Source organism: Neorhizobium fuzhouense, from assembly GCF_042611105.1.
Taxonomy (GTDB): domain Bacteria; phylum Pseudomonadota; class Alphaproteobacteria; order Rhizobiales; family Rhizobiaceae; genus Neorhizobium; species Neorhizobium galegae_A.
Window position 1 is genome coordinate 1 of the sequence record NZ_JBHFFP010000037.1, and the last position, 1,042, is coordinate 1,042.

At 58.0% G+C, this 1,042-nt stretch carries 1 protein-coding gene and 1 pseudogene; both read right to left on the bottom strand.

The window, feature by feature from the left end:
• Window positions 1-6: 6 nt before the first annotated feature.
• A pseudogene (locus ACEXP3_RS24665) lies at window positions 7-612 on the bottom strand (IS630 family transposase).
• Window positions 609-842, bottom strand: coding sequence for a transposase (locus tag ACEXP3_RS24670; RefSeq protein WP_377299810.1), 234 nt, complete (start codon window positions 840-842; stop codon window positions 609-611). The pseudogene ACEXP3_RS24665 and the gene ACEXP3_RS24670 overlap by 4 nt, the downstream one beginning before the upstream one ends.
• Window positions 843-1,042 lie beyond the last annotated feature (200 nt).

Consider the following 1,042-nt stretch of genomic DNA (forward strand, 5'->3'; position numbering starts at 1 on the left):
TCGCATTTATTCAGCCTCATATCCTGCGGCTTTGAAGAAGTTTCGGCATTCAGTGACAGAGAAGAGTGCGATGATGTCACCGAGGGCTTGGGCAATAGTGTCGAAGCTTCTGGCGGCTCGCTTTCGTAAGAGCGCCTTGAGCTTTGAGAACGCCATTTCGATGGGGTTCAGGTCTGGCGAATAGGGCGGCAGGAAGAGAAGCTAGGCGCCCTTCGCCTTGACCAGTTGCTCGGCTTTCTCGCTTTTGTGGAAGCCGACATTGTCGAGGATGACAACATCGCCGGGCGACAGTGTCGGCGCAAGCTGTGTCTCGATCCATGTTTCGAAGATGCGGCTGCTCATCGGCGCATCGACAATCCATGGCGCGGTCAGGCCATGGCATCGCAGTCCGGCGATGAAAGTCTGCGTCTTCCAGTGGCCAAAGGGTGCGTAAGCCGCAAAGCGGCTGCCCTTGGCAGACCATCCGGTGCGCTTCGTCAGACGGGTATTCGTGGACGTCTCATCGATAAAGATGAGCCGGGACAGCGCCTTGTTGAAGAACCGCTTGCGGCGGTTGATCCAAAGATCACGCGCCTTGGCGATCTCCGGTCTGCGCTGCTCGCTTGCCTTCAGGCCTTTTTTTTATTGCTCAGCCCAAGCCGGTGTAGAAACCGCCCGACGGTGGCGCGGTGGACGTCGATGCCGCGCTCGGCCAGTTCGAGACACAGTTCGTCCAGGGTCACTTCGCCATGGAGAGCAACGCGCTCGCTGATCCATTCCCCATGGGGAGAGAGTTTACTGCCAGGCGGATGACCCTGTCTGGCGGGGCGAAGAGAACCAGAGGAACGGTGCAGGATCATCATGTTGTTGACGAACCGGGGCGAAACACCAAATGCCGGGCGGCTTCCCGGTTGCTATTGCCTTCATTCACAAACGCAACGACACGCTCACGCAACTCCATCGGATGCGGCTTGCCCATGGCGCTTCTCCTTCCATGGGCACAGTCAAGCACAGATCAAGCAAAACCGGAATCCTGAATCCCGTTTGCCGCGACACGCTTTAG